The 15733-nt window shown below is 64.0% G+C and carries 15 protein-coding genes; 6 read left to right on the top strand and 9 right to left on the bottom strand.

Annotation, left to right across the window (positions count from 1 at the left end; genetic code table 11):
• The first annotated feature begins 134 nt into the window (after positions 1-134).
• Complete coding sequence (locus tag Q3C01_RS41445; RefSeq protein WP_458151106.1) at positions 135-635, top strand: helix-turn-helix domain-containing protein; 501 nt, start codon at positions 135-137, stop codon at positions 633-635.
• A gap of 162 nt (positions 636-797) precedes the next feature.
• Positions 798-2045, top strand: a complete 1248-nt coding sequence (locus Q3C01_RS41440; protein WP_458151105.1) for a sensor histidine kinase — start codon at positions 798-800, stop codon at positions 2043-2045.
• Between the two features lie 15 nt (positions 2046-2060).
• Here Q3C01_RS41440 and Q3C01_RS41435 read toward each other — a convergent pair whose 3' ends face one another.
• Positions 2061-2966 carry a transglutaminase family protein gene (locus Q3C01_RS41435; RefSeq protein ID WP_458151104.1) on the bottom strand — a complete coding sequence of 302 codons (906 nt, stop codon included), beginning with the start codon at positions 2964-2966 and terminating at the stop codon, positions 2061-2063.
• Positions 2967-3119: 153 nt separating this feature from the next.
• Here Q3C01_RS41435 and Q3C01_RS41430 point away from each other — a divergent pair, with 153 nt between their 5' ends.
• Complete coding sequence (locus Q3C01_RS41430; RefSeq protein WP_458151103.1) at positions 3120-3383, top strand: GlsB/YeaQ/YmgE family stress response membrane protein; 264 nt, start codon at positions 3120-3122, stop codon at positions 3381-3383.
• Positions 3384-3403: 20 nt separating this feature from the next.
• Here the strand turns inward: Q3C01_RS41430 and Q3C01_RS41425 are convergent, their stop codons facing one another.
• The 7 genes from Q3C01_RS41425 to lptF form a co-directional block, all read right to left on the bottom strand.
• On the bottom strand, positions 3404-4462 hold the full coding sequence (locus Q3C01_RS41425; protein WP_458151102.1) for an alcohol dehydrogenase: 1059 nt from the start codon (positions 4460-4462) through the stop codon (positions 3404-3406).
• Between the two features lie 126 nt (positions 4463-4588).
• Complete coding sequence (gene rsmA, locus Q3C01_RS41420) at positions 4589-5443, bottom strand: 16S rRNA (adenine(1518)-N(6)/adenine(1519)-N(6))-dimethyltransferase RsmA (protein WP_458151101.1); 855 nt, start codon at positions 5441-5443, stop codon at positions 4589-4591.
• Positions 5440-6441 (bottom strand): 4-hydroxythreonine-4-phosphate dehydrogenase PdxA, encoded by a 1002-nt coding sequence (gene pdxA, locus Q3C01_RS41415; RefSeq protein ID WP_458151100.1) that lies wholly within the window; start codon positions 6439-6441, stop codon positions 5440-5442. Before pdxA ends, rsmA begins: the two co-directional genes overlap by 4 nt.
• Entirely contained in the window at positions 6441-7373 is a 933-nt protein-coding gene (locus Q3C01_RS41410) for a SurA N-terminal domain-containing protein (RefSeq protein WP_458151099.1), read from the bottom strand. The genes pdxA and Q3C01_RS41410 overlap by 1 nt, the downstream gene beginning before the upstream one ends.
• A gap of 56 nt (positions 7374-7429) precedes the next feature.
• Positions 7430-9916 carry an LPS-assembly protein LptD gene (locus tag Q3C01_RS41405; RefSeq protein ID WP_458151098.1) on the bottom strand — a complete coding sequence of 829 codons (2487 nt, stop codon included), beginning with the start codon at positions 9914-9916 and terminating at the stop codon, positions 7430-7432.
• Entirely contained in the window at positions 9916-11013 is a 1098-nt protein-coding gene (gene lptG, locus Q3C01_RS41400; RefSeq protein ID WP_458151097.1) for an LPS export ABC transporter permease LptG, read from the bottom strand. The genes Q3C01_RS41405 and lptG overlap by 1 nt, the downstream gene beginning before the upstream one ends.
• Positions 11010-12179 carry an LPS export ABC transporter permease LptF gene (gene lptF, locus Q3C01_RS41395; RefSeq protein ID WP_458151096.1) on the bottom strand — a complete coding sequence of 390 codons (1170 nt, stop codon included), beginning with the start codon at positions 12177-12179 and terminating at the stop codon, positions 11010-11012. The genes lptG and lptF overlap by 4 nt, the downstream gene beginning before the upstream one ends.
• Positions 12180-12517: 338 nt before the next feature.
• Between lptF and Q3C01_RS41390 the strand changes: the two genes are divergently transcribed.
• The 3 genes from Q3C01_RS41390 to Q3C01_RS41380 all read left to right on the top strand — a co-directional run bounded on the left by Q3C01_RS41390 (position 12518) and on the right by Q3C01_RS41380 (position 15133).
• A complete protein-coding gene (locus tag Q3C01_RS41390; RefSeq protein WP_458151095.1) occupies positions 12518-14020 on the top strand; it encodes a leucyl aminopeptidase in 1503 nt (500 codons plus the stop codon).
• Positions 14017-14469, top strand: coding sequence for a DNA polymerase III subunit chi (locus Q3C01_RS41385; protein ID WP_458151094.1), 453 nt, complete (start codon positions 14017-14019; stop codon positions 14467-14469). Before Q3C01_RS41390 ends, Q3C01_RS41385 begins: the two co-directional genes overlap by 4 nt.
• A gap of 169 nt (positions 14470-14638) precedes the next feature.
• Complete coding sequence (locus tag Q3C01_RS41380; protein WP_458151117.1) at positions 14639-15133, top strand: hypothetical protein; 495 nt, start codon at positions 14639-14641, stop codon at positions 15131-15133.
• Between the two features lie 171 nt (positions 15134-15304).
• Here the strand turns inward: Q3C01_RS41380 and Q3C01_RS41375 are convergent, their stop codons facing one another.
• Positions 15305-15673 (bottom strand): antibiotic biosynthesis monooxygenase family protein, encoded by a 369-nt coding sequence (locus tag Q3C01_RS41375; protein WP_458151093.1) that lies wholly within the window; start codon positions 15671-15673, stop codon positions 15305-15307.
• Positions 15674-15733 lie beyond the last annotated feature (60 nt).

Below are 15733 nucleotides of genomic sequence, written 5' to 3'. Positions count from 1 at the left end.
TTTGCGTTTCCGAGCAGCCAGCCGCCTGGGGTCACAATCTCGAAGTTCGGGTTCCCTGCCGCAAATTTGCCTATCCGACGGTGCCACCAAGGCGATAAACTTGGCCTGCGGTATCGTTTTGATGGATCATGGCCATGGCCCTTTTCCACGATCATTCCGACAAGAGCAGTTCTGCCGAAAAGTGGTCGGTTGCGGGCGAGGAGTTCGTCCTGCTCGACACCGTCCAGCCGCCGGCCCGCATCGCGATGGCGCGGGAGCGCATGCTGCTGAGCAGGCTCTATCTCGGCCTGATCCGCAGCCTCAACGACGACTACGGCGCCGACTTCGTCAGGCAGAACGACAGCGCCACCTTCCGCACTATTGGCATCTACCTGTTCCTGCGAACCGCGATGTGCTCGCCGGTGCGGGCGAGCATGGTTGCGGCCGCGCTGAAGCTGCCACGCGCAACCGTGCTGCGCAGGCTCGAGGAGATGATCAGGCAGGGATATGTGGAACGCATCGGCAATGCCTACCGTGTCACCGACAAGGTCAACATCCCCGATTTGCAGCAGCGCTTGCAGCAGCGGATCGACATGATCCTGGAGACGGCGAGCGAGCTGGCGAAGCTGACGGGCAGGGATGGACACGCGCATTGAGGCGACACGGCCGCAATCTCAATTTTGCAGGATTTGGATAGTATACCGCGGTTTTGCCGAAGCCGGAGAGACGCGTGTGTCGTCCTGGAACGATAGCGGCGAGGGGCCGGCTCAGCCAAAAAGGATGCGACTCGAACGTACAAAAACAATGTCGAGGCGGTCATGGTACAGGCGTCAAAATCAGCGCTCGCATCCGAGGTGTTGCTGTTTCCGGAGCAGCCCGCTCTGAAATCGATTTACGACACTGCACCAATTGGACTTGCCTGCCTCTCCCCGGATTGCCGTTACCTGCAAATCAACCAGCGGCTCACCGAGATCTGCGGCATCTCGGTCGAAAACCATCTCGGCCGCTTCGTGCGGGATTGCGTTCCGGCCTTGGCGGATACCGTCGCAGAGATCGTCCGCTCGATCATGGATACTGGAGAGCCGGTGGTCGGCATAGAGGTCGCCGGCCAGCGCGCCGATCAGGCCGAGGAGCGTTACTGGGTGACCTACTGGCATCCGCTGCGTGCGCCGAGCGGCGATATCATCGCGGTCAACGTCGCGGCCGAGGAAATCACCGAACGCAAGCGCGCCGAGGCGGAGGTGCGCAAGGCAAGGGACGCCGCCGAAACCGCGTTGCGTCATTTGCGCGAGACCCAGCAGTCGCTGATCGAGGCCGAAAAGCTCGCGGCGCTCGGCCGGATGGTTGCCGGCGTGGCGCACGAAATCAACGGTCCCGTGGGCAGCAGCCTGACGATCGCCTCGACGCTTCAGCGCAAGTCGGAGGCCTTCACCTCGGAAGTTGCGGGCGGCAAGGTTCGACGCTCGAGCCTCAACGAGTTCATCAGCCTCGCCGGCGACGCGTCCGCCCAGCTCATCGCCAACCTGTCGCGCGCGGCGGAGCGGATCCAGTCCTTCAAGCAGGTCGCGCTCGATCCGGGTCAATCAGCGCTGCGCCGCTTCGACGCTGCCGAATTGTCGGAGCAATTGCTGTCGCATCTCGATCGCGAATGCCATCGCCGCGGTATCGCACTCGATCTGCGCCTCGCGCGAGGTCTCGAAATGGACAGCTATCCCGGTCCCTTCGGGCAGGTTCTGACCCATCTGGTCATGAATGCCATGACCCATGCATGGCCGGATGGTGCCGGAGGTCAGATCCGTGTCGATCTGAGATCTGCGGGTGATGATCAGGTCGAGCTCGTCGTGTCCGACGACGGCCGCGGAATGCCGCCGGACGTCAAGCACTCCGCTTTCGATCCGTTCTTCACCACGCGACGTCACCATGGCGCGACGGGGCTTGGACTGCACGTCGTCCATGGTGTCGTCACCGAACGCCTGGGCGGCCGCATCAGGCTGGACAGCGAGCTGGGGGCAGGGACGTATGTGCGGCTGATCCTTCCGAGGAGCGCACCGCGGTCCGACGACTGAGCTGTCCCGGGCCATTCAGCTCTCGGAGGGATCGCGGATCTCGCCGATCTTGTGAACCGCGACCTTGATCGACATGCCCTGATAGTCCCCTGCATCACCGAACCACGATCCCTCCAGCGGAATGGCCTGGCCAGGATGCCGGGCGACCGCGACCGGGATGAGATCGAAGCCTGCATTGATCTGGTTGGTCGGGTCGTAATCCAGCCATCCGGCGCCGGGGAGAAACACCTGGAGCCACGCATGCGTGGCGCCGGAGCCGGTCATGCCCACGGCGCCGCCATCCAGCGCCTGGTCGTAAAGGTAGCCGCTGACGAAGCGTGAGGCGAGGCCGAGGCGGCGCAGCACCTCGATCATCAGCCAGGCGTAGTCCCGGCATGTGCCGGATTTCGTACGCAGCGTCTCGCTCGGGGATTGTGTGCCTTGCGTTTCTCGGGCGCGGTAGCTGAACCCCTCACGAAACGTGCGCAGGATCCGGTGCAAAACGTCTGTCGTCTGGTCCTGGTCGCCGGCGACGAAGGCCTTCGTCCACGCTGCAACGATGCCGTCGGGGTCGTCGGCGTGGGGACGCAAGTAACCGGCGAGGTCGGTCCACTCGTCGGGCGAATACTGCACGGGGATTTCATCGGCGCGCGACTCCAGGGGAAAGGATTCAATGCCTTTGATGCCGAAGAACACGCCGCGCACCTGGAAGGTGAAGGTCAGCTCGCTGCTCGGCTCTGCGAACTCCATCACCGTAACGGTGTTGGAGCGGGAATCGGTAATCCAGTGGATCTTCGACGTCGGGCTGGTTTTCGCCGACCAACCGAGCAGCCGGGCAGATGCACCGCGCCTCGGCAAGAACATCGCCCGATGCGTCCCGAACGTAACAGGCTTTGCATATTTGTAGGTGGTGGTGTGGGTGATCTCGCCCAGCATTGCCATGCCGGCCTCCCTCGCGCGACCCGATGACGGTCTTGTGCAGTCAGGGCGGCCCGAGAACGCCGGCCTATGTTGATCTATGTCAAAGGCGCTCCCGTGTGATCTCTTTCAGGATGCCGATCGCCACACGTGCCGGCCCATGACAGGAGCAACGAGATGGGGATCGTCTGGACTATCATCATCGGCTTTATCGTCGGCGTAATCGCAAAATTCATCATGCCGGGCAGCAACGAGCCGAAGGGCTTCATCCTGACCACCATCCTGGGAGTCGTGGGCGCGTTCGTCGCGACGTTCCTGGGCCAGTCGGTGGGCTGGTACCGAGCGGGCGAATCTGCAGGCTTCATCGGCGCGATCGTCGGCGCAGTGATCCTGCTCTTCGTCTATGGCCTCGTCCTGGGCCGTCAGGGACGAACGAGCTGAACCCGGCGCGTTCGAGTCGATCAGTTCTTCAACACGATGCGGCCCACGACCTTGCCGGCGCGCAGGCTATCGATCCATTTCTGGACGTCGGCCATCGGTTCTTCCTGCATCGGCGTCGGTTTGATCTTGCCGGCGCGGGCGAGCGCCATCAGCTCGTGGGCTTCCGCAAGCGTGCCGACCATGAAGCCCTCGATGGTCATGCGCTTGTACACCCATTGCACCATCGGCAGCGTGAACTGGCCGCCCATCAGGCCGGAGACAACGACCTTGCCGCCGCGCGCGAGCACGGAGACTGCGAACGCCATCGACTTCTCGTTGCCGGCGAAATCGACCACCTCGTCGAAACCGCCGTCGGTCTCCTTCAGGATGCGCCTGATAACCTCCGGCTCGGCCGGATCGTAGGCGGTCGCCGCACCATTCCTCAGCGCGGTCTCGCGCGCCGCCGGGCTCAGATCGGCGACCGTAATCGGCTGCTTGAACATGGCCTGCGCGAATGACAGGCCCATCATGCCGACACCGCCGAGGCCGATCAGCAAGAGGTTGCGCTGGCGCGGACGGTCGACGAGGCGCTTGAGCGCGCCGTAGGCGGTCACGCCCGAGCACATCAATGTCGCGGCCTGGTTGACCGGCAGGGGATCGTAGTCGAGCAGGTATTTTGCATCGGGCACCAGCACGTGGCTGGCAAAGCCGCCGTCGATGGAGACGCCGAGAAAGCGCTGCTTGGCGCAGATATTCTCATCACCATTGGCGCAGTCGCGGCACTGTCCGCAGCCGATCCACGGGAAGACCGCTTTCCTGGCGCCGACGAGGCCAGCCGGCACATCGCTGCCGACTTCCTCCACGAGGCCGGCGATCTCGTGGCCGAGCGTGAACGGCAGCGTCATGCCGCGCGTGGTGTCGAGCTTCTTGCCGCCGCCGAGATCGGCATAGCCGTCCTGGATATGCAGGTCGGAATGGCAAAGGCCGCAGCGCTCGATGCGCACGAGCGCCTCGCGTCCTTGCGGCTTGGGCGTGTCGATGATGGTCTCGCACAAGGGCGCATCGAACTTGACCAGGGACTGCCGACGCATCAACGCCATTTTCCTTCCTCCGAAATTTCCGCCAAAGCGCGATCATCGCGCGTTGGCTTGTTGTTTGCGCATGACCTCTTCGCAAAACCGCTGCGCACTTTGCGCTGGCGCGGCCCTGCGGGTCCGGATCGTGCTTCAGGCTTGGCGTCGTATATCGGCCAATTCACGCGCCATGGCAACAAAGCCCGCGACCGGAATGGTCTCGGCGCGTCGCGTCGCATCGACGCCAGCGGCCGCGGCGAGGCGCGCGGGATCGGCCTGAAGTGATTTCAGGCTCTGGCGCAGCATCTTGCGGCGCTGGCCGAAGGCGGCGGCCGCGACCTGTTCGAGCAGCCGGCGGTCGCAGGGCAGAGGCGCCGCGCGCGGCACGAGGCGCACGACGGAGGAGGTGACCTTTGGCGGCGGCACGAAGGCGGAGGGCGAGATGTCGAACAGGATTTTTGTCTCAGCGCGCCAGTTGGCGAGCACGCTCAGGCGTCCATAGGCCTCCTCGTTCTCGCGCGCCACGATGCGCTCGGCAACCTCGCGCTGGAACATCAAGACCATCATCTCGTACCACGGCGGCCACGGCTCGCTGGTGAGCCAGCCGATCAGGAGCTGCGTCGCGATGTTGTAGGGCAGGTTGGCGACGATCTTTGCCGCCTGGCCTGCGAGCAGGGGCCTCGGATCGAAAGTCATGGCATCGCCATGCACGATCTCGAGCCGCCCCGGATAGCGCGCGGAAATATACTGCAAGGCGGGAATCGCGCGCTCGTCATGCTCGATCGCGATGACGCGCGCAGCACCAAGCGCGAGCAGGGCACGGGTCAATCCGCCGGGACCCGGACCGATTTCGACGATCGTCGAATTCTCGAGCGGTGCAGCGGCACGCGCGATGCGCGCTGTCAGGTTGAGGTCGAGGAGGAAGTTCTGGCCCAGCGACTTGCGGGCCGACAGCGAATGCTGGCGAATGACCTCGCGAAGCGGCGGGAGGTCGTCGATCGCGCTCATGCCGGTTGCGCGGCCATGCGGCTTGCCAGCTGCAGCGCCGCGATCAGGCTTGCGGGATTGGCCTTCCCCGTGCCTGCGATGTCGAACGCCGTGCCGTGATCCGGCGATGTCCGGATGAAGGGCAGACCGAGCGTGACGTTGACCGCGTCGTCGAATGCGAGCGTTTTGATCGGGATCAGCGCCTGGTCGTGATACATGCAGACCGCACAGTCATAGGTGTTTCGCGCGGCGTCGTGGAACATGGTGTCGGCTGGCAGGGGGCCTCTGGCCTCGATGCCGTCGTTGCGCAGCATCTTGATCGCCGGCATGACGATGGTCTGCTCCTCGTGGCCGAGCGAGCCGTCCTCGCCGGCATGCGGATTGAGACCGGCGATCGCAATTCGCGGCCGGCTGATGCCGAAACGGGATTTCAGCTCGGCTGCGACGATGCGCACCGTCGAGACGATGAGCTCGCGCGAGAGCTGTGTCAGCGCGTCGCGCAGCGAAAGATGAATGGTCACCGGTACCACCGCAAGTCGCGGCGACCAGAGCATCATCACAGGCTGCGGCACGCGTCCGTCATGTTCGGCGAGTTCGGCGAGAAATTCGGTGTGGCCGGGATGGCGGAAGCCCGCGCGGTAGAGCACGCTCTTGGCAATAGGGTTGGTGACGACGGCGCCAGCGTGGCCTTCGTGGACGTCGGCGACGGCCTGGCGAATGGAGGCGAGCGCTGCGGGCGCGCTGCTCTCGTCGGGCCGGCCCGGCCCCGCTGTTGCGATCTCGCCGGTGGCAACCACCGGCAGGGCGTCGGGGAAGGCGGCGACCGCTTCCTCGGCACGCACTCGCGCGATCTTGATATCGGCGCCGAGCGCCTTGGCGCGGCGCGCGATCAGCGCGTCATCGCCGAGCAGATAGAACGCGGGCAGCTCGAGCTCGTTGCGGCGCAGCCAGGCCGAGATCGTGATATCGGGGCCGATGCCGGCAGGCTCGCCCAGGGTCAGCGCGAGGGGCCTTGCCATCAACGATATTCGATCATCGCCGCTTTGCGGATTTCCGCCAAGTACCGCTTCGAGGTCTTCTCGTACTTCTCGACGTACATCTTCTCACGGACCTCGCGCCGCTTCGGCGTGTCGATCATGGTCGGATTGCGCGCGCACAGCACGACCATTTCGATGCCCTGCTTGGTGACCTCCGGCGGGGTGAGATGGCCGATCGGCGTGTCGTCGAGCACCTTGCGAAGCGCCTCGGGGAGGTCCGCGGTGGTCTTGGTGACACTCTCGCGGATCGCCGCATTGGGAGTCGAGCGGAACAGCGAATTGGCTTCATCGCAGCTCGTGATGCGGCTGCGGTACAATTCGGCCTCCTTGTGCCGCGCCTCGGTTGCCGCCTGCGACGAGCCGCGCGGCACGATGAGAACGATCGGCTGCATCTTGTATTCGAATCCCTCGACCTGAAGCTTCTCGCCGTTCTGGGCCTGCACGGCGGACGCGACATCGCGCTCGCCGACCTGCAGCTGTTCCTTGAAGCGTCCGCGAACGAGGCTGGTCCAGACCATTTCGGCGCGCATGCGGTTCTTCAACGTCTCCGGCCGCACGCCCTTCACCTCGAGTGATTTCGCGAGCTGCTCTGGCGAGATGCGCATGCGCTGGGCCATGCCGGAGAAGGACTGGTCGACATCGGAGCTGGTGGGCTCGACGCCGTATTTCTTGCCTTCCTTGATCTTCACTTTCTCGTCGATCAGCTCGTTGATGACCTCCTGCCGGCCAGCGTTCTTCTGGTTCGTCAGGACGTCGAGCTTGCTGCGCTGCTCGATGTCGAAATCGGTGATGGGCTCGCCATTGACCATGACGACGACGGTCTGCGCCCGCGACGGGGCTGCGCCGCCGATCAGGAGCAGGGAGATGCCGAGCGCGATGAGGGGAAGGCGATGGACTCGCAAAGTGGTCGTCATAGATGTCGTCGCTCGTATGCTTGCGATCAGAACAAGCCCCGCAAGGTCAAATCGGCCTACTGCATGCCGGCAGTGCCGCTGGTTCCCGAGGAGTTCGCCAGCGTTCGCAGGCCGATCTGGAACATGAACGCGTGGCTCAGAACAGGCGGGGTGCTGCCCGCCGAGTAGCTATAGGACGTTACATAGTTCGCCGCCAGCACGAAGCAATCGTCGACATAGCCGGCGCCGACCACATACTGATTGATCTTGTTGGCCTCGAGGTCCCAGCGCGCAGAGCCCTGGACCACCCAGTTGGCCGCGACCTTCACCGAAGCGCTGGTGAGGATGCCCTCGCGGCGGGTCAGGTAGCCGAGTTCCGGCTGCGGCGCATAATTGCCGTAGATCATGCTGACTGACCAGCGGTCGAAATTGGCACGACCTTCAGCCTCGAAGCGCTCGACATTCCAGGTCTGCTCGTCGAACCGGCCGCGCACGCTGAACGTGTAGGTCCGGTTCGGCGAATAGCCGACGCTCGCGACATAGTCGGATCGCGGCTTGTCGAGACCTGAATCCAGGCCGGTATTGGTGGAATCCTGGACAGCGAAAGAGTTCATGCCAAACAGCTGGTAGGACTGCCCGAACAGCACCTTGACGGCGCCGCCCTTGTCGAACTGGGTGGTGGCCTGCACGCCGACATTGGCGCGGCCGCCGCCTTCGACCCGATCGTAGCCCGAGAACTTGTCGACGCTGAACAAATTGCTCGCATCGAACACCATGCTCTGCGCGTCCTCGTTGGGGAGCTTGCCGGCATAGGTCTCGTTCGGCCGGATGATGACCTGCGCGATCGGCTCGACGACCGTCGAGCCCCACGGCTGGACGTTGATGAAGGGATAGCGGTACTCGAGGCCGACCGTCGGCATCAGGCGCAGCGCCTGGGTGTCGCCGACCGGAAGATAGTTCGACACGCCCGGCTGGTTCGAAACCGAGGAGTTGATCGCGTCCGCACGCAGGATGGCGAACGGCGTCCAGATTTCACCGAAGGGATCGGTGAAGGACTTGCGCCACTGCGCTTCGGCCGTCAGGCGCGTGTAGGTGCCGGGGAAGCCGCGCAGCAGACATTGTGAGGGCGTGCGCGCGGCGGTGTCGGCCGAGGTGGTGGTGCAGAGGCCGTTGGTGTTGGCGGTCGTGGTGATCGGATCGAACACCGCGTCGTTGCGCGTCAGGTTGAGGAAATTCGTCTTGTAGGAGACCTCACCACCGAAGATCGGATAGTTGATCACATTCGAGTAGTCGATCACGGGGTAGACGACCGGCACCTGCTGCTGATTGCCCGAGAAGCTCAGGAAATACATCGTGCGCGCGTCGAAGTAGCTGCGGTTGCCCACCCCCGTCAGATAGAGCTGGGAGATCGCTTCCGTCGGCAGGCTCAGGAACGAGGAGAAGGGGTCGCGGTACTGCGACAGCCGGTAGTCCGACATGAAGTAGTAGTCGGAGAGCAGAACGCCGTCCCAGCCCCAGACCCATTTGTCGTTCAGCGCGAACTGGCCCTTGGTCTCGACGCCGCCGCGGAACTGGCGATCACCCGGCTGGCCGGCGAAATTGCTGGGGTTGAGCTGATCGATGCCGTAGACGCGGATCTGGTAGGCGCCGTCGATCAGGCGCTGGCGAAATTCAGCCTGAAACAGCACGCCCTGCTTGGACGTGATGCGCGGATTGAAGGTCGCGTCCATGTCAGGGGCGATCGCCCAGTAGAACGGCACTTCGACGCCATAACCGAACGCCGTATAGGACGTGAAGCCCGGCATCAGGAAGCCGGTCTTGCGCTTCACCGTCGGGTCGGGAGTCGAGAAGTACGGCATGTAGGCGAGCGGCACGCCGAAGAATTCGAGCTGCGCCGTCTCGAAGTACAGCATCTTCTCCTGCTGGTCGTGGATGATGCGGGCACCCTTGACCTGCCACAGCGGGGGCTTCTTCGGATCGTCCTTGCACGGCGCGCAGGCGGTGTAGACGCCGTTCTCGAACACCGTGTAGTTGCCGCTGGAGCGGTCGGCGCGGCTCGCGGCCATGCGGGTCTGGTCGGCGGTGTCCACGCGCAGCGAATCGACGAAGCCGTCGCGGTAGTCGTCCGAGAGGTCCATGATCTCGGCGTAGGTGATCTTGCCGTCGGCATCCGTCATGCGGATGTTGCCTTCGGCATGGAGGCGCTTGGTCTTCTGATCGTAGATGACCTTGTCGGCCTCGACGCTGGTGCCGTTGTAGAACAGCTGGACGTTGCCGACCGCGGAGACGCGCGAATTGTTGTAGTCGTAGTCGACCTCGGTCGCCTGCACGAGCATCTGGTTGTCGTTGGGGGCCTTCGGCGGCTTCGGACGCGGCGGCAGCGGATTGTAGGTGAAGCTCTGCGCGGCCGCAGGCGCGGTCGCCGCAAGATCGAGCAATCCACCCAGCGCGAGCGCGGCAAGAAAGGCGAGCAGGAGACTACGGGCAGGCAAGCCACATCCGTTCGCGCGCGCCTCGGTGCGCCGCGTCAAACGAGACACGAGCTCTCGGTGGACGGCAGTCACTATCCGTCCTCCTGATAGAGCAAGGCCAAAAAGCCGGTGAGGCCGCCCACCACAACGGGCAGCCACGCCGCAGCGATCGGATGCATCAACTCAGCCTTGCTCAAATCCTCAGTAACTTTGGACAGGACGTAGAGCAGAAAGCCTGCGCCCACGCCACTCAAAACCATCTTCTGCACGCCGCCCATCCGGAAGAAACGCAACGACACCGAAGCCGCCAGCATCACCATCGCTGCAAGCAGAAACGGCTGCGCCAGAAGCTTATGGTACTGGAGTCGATATCCGGCTGTCGCGAAGCCCGAGCTTTCCGACGAACGGATGTAGCTCGGTAGTTGCCAAAAGGACACAGTTTCGGGTGTGGAAAAGCTGTTGCGAACCTGCGCTTCGGTCAGAGCCGTGGGAATCTCCAGGCGGTCCTGATCGACAGGGGGCGCGTCCAGGGAGAAACGCCGTACCGTCCTGAACACCCAGCGGCCATCCTCGAGCGTTGCCTCGCGCGCCTCGATACGCTCCTTGAAGTGATACTCTGTATCAAACCGGAACAGCGTCAGGCCGGTTAGCCGAATGCCCTGCTGCTCGCTGCGTGCGGCGTTGATGATGACCTGGCCTTCGCTGGTGACCTGGTTGAGCCAGAAGCCGGAGGCATCCTGGATGCCGCCGCCGGGCGCCGAGCCGAACAGTTCTGCCTCCATGCGCTTGGAGAGCTCGCGCAGGTTCGCCGACATCGGATTGTAGGCAACCGTCGCGATCACCCCGATCAGCAGTGCGCTACCGAGCGCGGGGGAGATGAACTGCCAGGCAGAAATGCCGGCAGCCCGTGCCACCACGAGTTCGAGCCGGCGGGAGAGGGCAAGGTAGCAGGTCATGGCGCCGATCAGCATGCAGAACGGCGTCAGCTTCTCCAGGAGCTGCGGCACGCGGAACAACGACGTTTCGGCCACCATGATCGCGGAGGCGGACGCAAGCCCTGAGGTCTTGCGCACCATCTCGATGTAGTCGACCAGCACCAGCAGCAGGAAAATGCTCGCGAACACGCCCAGCGCCGCGATGACGAAGCGGCCTGCGAAATAGCGTCCGAGTGTGTTGGTGAGCATGCTCATGCGGCAACCGGTCGTCGGAACAGCCGCGCAATACGCGCATTGGATTTGTTGACGGCTTCCAGCAGCGCAGGCGGCGCTTCCACCACGAGGCCGCCGACGATCATCCAGACGCCGAGGCCGATGGCGATCGCCAGCATGGCATATTGCACGAGAGGCGCCACCGGCGACTTTACCGCCATCACCGAGCAGGCGAAGCCCGCCATGCGCAGGCCGAACACGGCGAGGATCGAGCTGCCGATCGAGAAGTTACGGCTCTGACGGGTGGTGCGCGGCGCGCCGAGGAAGGCGAAGGTCAGCGCCGCAAAGGCGAAGGGATAGAGCGGCGCCATAATGCGGTCATGCAGCTCCGAGCGGAACTGGCCGGGCACCGACTTGTAGACCGGATCGTCCTCGGACGGGGAGAACAGCTCCCAGAGATAGCGTTCGCGAATTCCGAGCGTGACGTCGCGCCCCTGGTTGGAGAATTTCGACATGTCGAAGCCGTGGCGGGCGAAGGTCACGAGTGCGGGATCGCGCTTGCCGACCTCGAAGCGTTGCAGATTGCCGTCCTCCAGCACCAGGATGGTCTCGCCGCCGCTCTTCACCACCGTGCCGCGCTCGGCGACGATCGAGTTGCGCTCCTTCGGATCGCGGCGGTCGTCGATGAAGATGCCGGCCATGATGCCGCCGGGCTGGCGCTCGCGAATCCGGATCGTGAGGTTCTGGTCGAGCTGGGCGAAGCGGCCGGGCTGCAGGATGTTGGTGAGGACGTCGGCGGTGATCTCGGCGTCCCATTGCTTGATCCGCCGCATGCCGTCGGGGGCGAGATAGGCGGCGATGAAGGCGACCAGCAGCGCCACCACGCAGGTGGCATAGAAGAACGGATAGAACAGCCGGAACGGCGAGAAGCCGGCGGCGTTCATCACGATGATCTCGGAATCGGTCGCGAGCTTGTTCAGCGTGTGCGAGATCGCGATCATCAGCGCGATCGGCGAGATGATCAGCACCAGCGCCGGAATCACGAGGCTGGTGATGCCGAGGAAGGTCAGGATCGTCTGGCCCTGACTCGTCATCAGGTCGATGCCGCGCAACGCCTGCGTAATCCAGATCACGCCGGTGAGGCTGACCAGGACCAGCGCAAACGACGCCAGCGTCGTGCGGAAAATATACCTGTCGATCGACCCCATGCGCTACCGCACGATCCCCACCAGGCCCCTTCTGGGTCCCAAATTCCGGACATCCCGACCCATCCCCAAAGGGATCCCCAAGGATCGTTCTGCCACGTCTTTCACCACTTCACACTCTCACTACCATCCCTTTGATCCGTCAACAAAATGGCTGCCCCGTGGCACCCTCATCATATGGCTAATATTTCCTTCTTGTGGCCCGCCGGCCACGGGCGGCGCTTGGCATGTGAGGCGCGGACAGGTCATAGTGCGCCCCGGAGCAGTGAATCGTCATTCAGCCGGTACCCGGAGCGGTGCCCAAGGGGTGGCAAAAGTCTCGTCTTTTGGAGGAGTTATCCATGTCCGACGCCGTTAAGGTCGGCTTCGTCCCGTTTTCCGCCATCCCGCGCGACACGCTGGTGGCGTTTTGCGACGACGGCCTGCGATTCGGCCCAGCGACCGCCAAGGCGCTCGGATCGGCAGCGGACCTGGTCAAGCGGGCCGCCGAGGCGAGTCAGTTCAAGGGCAAGACGGGCGCGGCGCTCGACATCCTGGCTCCCGAGGGGCTGAAGGCGAGCCGCCTGATTGTGATCGGGGCTGGCAAGGCTCCGGCCCTGAAGCTCAACGATTTTCTGAAGTTCGGTGGCGTGACGGCCGGCAAGCTGAAGGCTGGCGCAAGCGCCGTAACCATCATGGCCGAACTGCCTGACGGCGCCATGACAGCGGAGCAGGCGGTCGCGATCGGCGCGGGCCTGCGGCTGCGCGCCTATAAATTCGATCGCTACAAGACGAAGAAGAAGGATGGCGAGGAGGGCGGTGCCTTGCGTGCCGACGTCGCGTTCGCCGTCGCTGACTTGGCTGCGGCGAAAAAGGCCTTCGCGCCGGCGGGCCATGTGGTAGACGGCGTGCTGATAGCGCGCGATCTCGTCAACGAGCCGCCGAACGTGCTGTACCCCGAGGAGTTCGCGCGGCGTGCGAGCCAGCTCCGCAAGCTCGGTGTCAAGGTCGAGGTTCTCGACGTCAAGGCGATGCACAAGCTCGGCATGGGCGCGCTGCTCGGCGTCGGGCAAGGCTCGGCACGGCCGAGCCGCACCGTGATCATGCGCTGGGACGGCGGCAAGAAGGGAGAGGCGCCGGTCGCCTTCGTCGGCAAGGGCGTCTGCTTCGACACCGGCGGCATCTCGATCAAGCCCGCCGGCAGCATGGAAGACATGAAGGGCGACATGGGGGGAGCGGCCTGCGTCGTCGGCCTGATGCACGCGCTCGCGGCGCGCAAGGCAAAGGTCAACGCGGTCGGTGCCATCGGTCTGGTCGAGAACATGCCCGACGGCAACGCGCAGCGTCCCGGCGACATCGTCACCTCGATGTCGGGCCAGACCATCGAGATCATCAACACCGACGCCGAAGGGCGTCTCGTGCTGGCCGACGTGCTCTGGTACGTCGCGAAGAGGGTGAAGCCGAAATTCATGGTGGATCTCGCAACGCTCACCGGCGCGATCATGGTCGCGCTCGGCACCGAGCATGCCGGCATGTTCTCCAATAATGACGAGCTCGCCGAACGTCTCCTGACGGCCGGCGTCGAGAGCGGCGAAAAAGTCTGGCGCATGCCGCTCGGTCCCGAATACGACAAGCTGATCGATTCCCAGTTCGCCGACATGAAGAACACCGGTGGCCGCCATGGCGGCTCGATCACCGCGGCGCAGTTCCTCCAGCGTTTCGTCGACGGCACGCCCTGGGCGCATCTCGACATCGCGGGCACCGCCATGGGTGCGCCGAAGACCGACATCAACCAGAGCTGGGGCTCCGGCTATGGCGTTCGCCTCCTGGACCGCCTGGTCGCCGACCACTACGAGCGTAAATGACCGAAGTGCTGTTCTACCATCTGCAAAACATGACGGTGGAGAACGTGTTACCGCCGCTGCTCGAGAGATCGCTCGAGCGCGGCTGGCGCGTCGTGGTGCAGTCGACCTCGGAGGAACGCGCCGATGCGCTCGACGCGCATCTATGGACCTATCGCGACGATTCCTTCCTGCCGCACGCGACATGGCGGGTCGGTGACGCCGCGGAGCAGCCGGTCGTGCTGGCGGTCGAGGAGGGCAATCCCAACGGCGCCAATGTCCGCTTCCTGATCGACAACGCCGCACTGCCTCAGGATTCGGAGGGCTATGAGCGCGTGGTGCTCCTGTTCAACGGCGACGATCCTGACGCGCTTGCGCTTGCGCGCAGCGCCTGGACGGATTGCAAGACTCGCGGATTTGATGTCACGTATTGGCAGGCCGACGAGCGCGGCCGGTGGCAGCGGCGAAACTAGCGATTGGCCGTCGAATTAATGATAATTTGCGGCTTTGGGGGTAATGCTGGCCTCCGTCACGGTCGTGCCGCAAAGTGATGTTGGGACAATCGTTTAGGGCTGGTCCTTAACGCGGGGATTTGAGTTTATCGTGCAACATCAAAAGCTTCCTCCGACGCTTCTGCTGGCGTTGTGCGCCCTTGCGCCGCTGATCGCGGGCTGCTCCAGCGCGTCCGATATGATGTCGAGGGATGCCGAATGGTTCAATAAGCCGGCCCGGCTCTTCATCAAGAACATCTCGATCGAATCGCCGCCGCTGACCCCCGACAAGCCGGTGACGGCGGAAGATCTGGTCAGCGCTGACGGTGCCTGTCCAGGCATGGCGCCTGCGGGCGCGCCGGTTGATGCCAATGCCTCGACCACGGCGCCCGCTCCGTCGGGCGGAACGGTCGCGCTCGGCCACACCGAATGCGACGTGGTGCGCGGCATCGGTGCGCCGAGCAACGTCAATCTCTCCAATGATGCCGGCGGCAGGCGCGTGGCCGTGATCACCTGGGCGAGCGGTCCGCGTGCCGGCATCTACACCTTCACCGCAGGCCGCCTGTCGTCGATCGAGGGCGGCCCCGAGCCGGCGCCGATGCCGAAGGCAGCCAAGCCGAAGCCGAAGAAGAAGGCGGCGACCTGAGCGAGGGTTCGTGTTGCGGGCGCGGCGCCGCCTGATGCGACGCTATCGTGGACTCGTAGAACTTCCGCCTCTGCTGCCGGATCGACGTGTTGCGATCGTGGCGCTGCAGCGTTCCGAGATGCTCGTGAGTCGTATTGACGATCTCCTCCCGCAAATGGGTTGCCGGGCGAGCTACGCGACGCAGATGCCGGGGACCGCGACCTTCTGGAACAGGTGCGGAGACGCAACGGCAGAAGAGGGATAGGCCGAAATCTTCGATCTGAATTCAGGGTGCGTGAAGGCAGCCCGGAAATGGTCAGTCGACTCCCAGACGGCGTAGTTCAGATAGGTCGGGCTTTCGCCGATCGCGCGGTGAAGCTGCGTAGCGATGAAACCCGGCTGCCGCTTCATGAAGGCAGCATCGTCTTGCCAGACCCGGAGGAATGTTTCCTCATCGGCTTTGTCGAGCGTGAACAGATTCACGAGCACGACAGGGCTGGTATCGATGCCGAGCTGACGTTCGATCGGAAACGCGGGGTCCAATGGGCGTAGGTGGGACATGAAGGCCTCCGTTATGTTGGTTGCATGATGTCAATGTGGTATTATATCTAGAGTGCCTAT

The sequence above is a fragment of the Bradyrhizobium sp. UFLA05-109 genome (assembly GCF_054185165.1).
Note: the sequence above shows the minus strand (reverse complement) of the source record. Positions and strands in the feature narration are given on the sequence as shown.

Coding starts and splice junctions, on each gene's coding strand:
- Q3C01_RS41440 (WP_458151105.1), top strand. CDS start 798: ATGGTACAGGCGTCAAAATCAGCGCTCGCATCCGAGGTGTTGCTGTTT.
- Q3C01_RS41445 (WP_458151106.1), top strand. CDS start 135: ATGGCCCTTTTCCACGATCATTCCGACAAGAGCAGTTCTGCCGAAAAG.
- lptG (WP_458151097.1), bottom strand. CDS start 11,013: ATGAGCATGCTCACCAACACACTCGGACGCTATTTCGCAGGCCGCTTC.
- Q3C01_RS41430 (WP_458151103.1), top strand. CDS start 3,120: ATGGGGATCGTCTGGACTATCATCATCGGCTTTATCGTCGGCGTAATC.
- Q3C01_RS41385 (WP_458151094.1), top strand. CDS start 14,017: ATGACCGAAGTGCTGTTCTACCATCTGCAAAACATGACGGTGGAGAAC.
- Q3C01_RS41375 (WP_458151093.1), bottom strand. CDS start 15,673: ATGTCCCACCTACGCCCATTGGACCCCGCGTTTCCGATCGAACGTCAG.
- lptF (WP_458151096.1), bottom strand. CDS start 12,179: ATGGGGTCGATCGACAGGTATATTTTCCGCACGACGCTGGCGTCGTTT.
- rsmA (WP_458151101.1), bottom strand. CDS start 5,443: ATGAGCGCGATCGACGACCTCCCGCCGCTTCGCGAGGTCATTCGCCAG.
- Q3C01_RS41410 (WP_458151099.1), bottom strand. CDS start 7,373: ATGACGACCACTTTGCGAGTCCATCGCCTTCCCCTCATCGCGCTCGGC.
- Q3C01_RS41390 (WP_458151095.1), top strand. CDS start 12,518: ATGTCCGACGCCGTTAAGGTCGGCTTCGTCCCGTTTTCCGCCATCCCG.
- pdxA (WP_458151100.1), bottom strand. CDS start 6,441: ATGGCAAGGCCCCTCGCGCTGACCCTGGGCGAGCCTGCCGGCATCGGC.
- Q3C01_RS41425 (WP_458151102.1), bottom strand. CDS start 4,462: ATGGCGTTGATGCGTCGGCAGTCCCTGGTCAAGTTCGATGCGCCCTTG.
- Q3C01_RS41435 (WP_458151104.1), bottom strand. CDS start 2,966: ATGGCAATGCTGGGCGAGATCACCCACACCACCACCTACAAATATGCA.